Genomic DNA, 824 nt, shown 5'->3' on the forward strand with positions numbered 1-824 from the left:
TCAAGAGCTACTAATGAAGCTCGACCTTCGAGTGACTGGGATATCGCAGTCATGGCAGAGAAAAAAATACCCGTATCTACCTTATGGGAGCTTAAAGAGCTCCTGGCAAATACCTGTTGTGCAGAAGTTGATTTGATTGACTTGCTTCAATCGACCACGGTTTTGAATGTGCAAATTATAGAGCGAGGTCAGTTGCTGTATGATGCTTGTGACGCTGCGATGCCTTTCGAAACGCGTGTTCTCAGCATGTATGGCCGTTTACAAGAGGGGCGTGAAGCGATTATGGCTGACTTTGTCGCTCAGCTTAAAGGAATGAAGCATGGATGATGTCATACTGAATAAACTCGCAACAATAAAACGGTGTTTGCAGCGAGTTCGCGAGGAATTTACTAGCGAGGCAGAGTTTAAACAAAATTACACCAAACAAGATTCTGTCTTATTGAATATTCAAAGAGCGTGTGAGGCCTCAATTGATATAGCAAATTATCTAATTCGCGTGCACCGGCTGGGAATACCTCAGTCGGCACGTGATAGTTTCGATATTCTAGCAGGGGCAAAATTGATTACGGTCGACATCTCTGGCGCGATGAAGCGAATGGTTGGCTTAAGAAATATTGCAGTGCATGATTACCAAACGCTCGATTTAGATATTGTGATTTCAGTAATTGAAAAGCACTTGTCAGATTTCGAAGGTTTTAGTGCAGAAGTTATTTCGGAGTAGTGAGAAGTAGCCCTTAAAGATCAAAACGCAAAAGCAGATTCACCACAGAGGGCACAGAGAGGCCTGCGGCCTACACCGAGAAAAGATAATAGCTTTTTAGTGT

Annotated in this window: 2 protein-coding genes; both read left to right on the top strand. The window is 43.3% G+C overall.

Going from position 1 to position 824, the window contains the following annotated elements:
• Nucleotides 1-327 (top strand): nucleotidyltransferase domain-containing protein (locus tag A3756_RS15630; protein WP_068553855.1); only part of this gene is annotated, 327 nt, incomplete at its 5' end.
• The gene (locus tag A3756_RS15635; protein ID WP_068553603.1) at nucleotides 320-721 is read left to right on the top strand and encodes a DUF86 domain-containing protein; all 402 of its coding nucleotides are present in this window, start codon (nucleotides 320-322) and stop codon (nucleotides 719-721) included. The genes A3756_RS15630 and A3756_RS15635, both read left to right, overlap by 8 nt.
• The last annotated feature ends 103 nt before the right edge of the window (nucleotides 722-824 follow it).

Source organism: Oleiphilus sp. HI0086 (genome assembly GCF_001635225.1).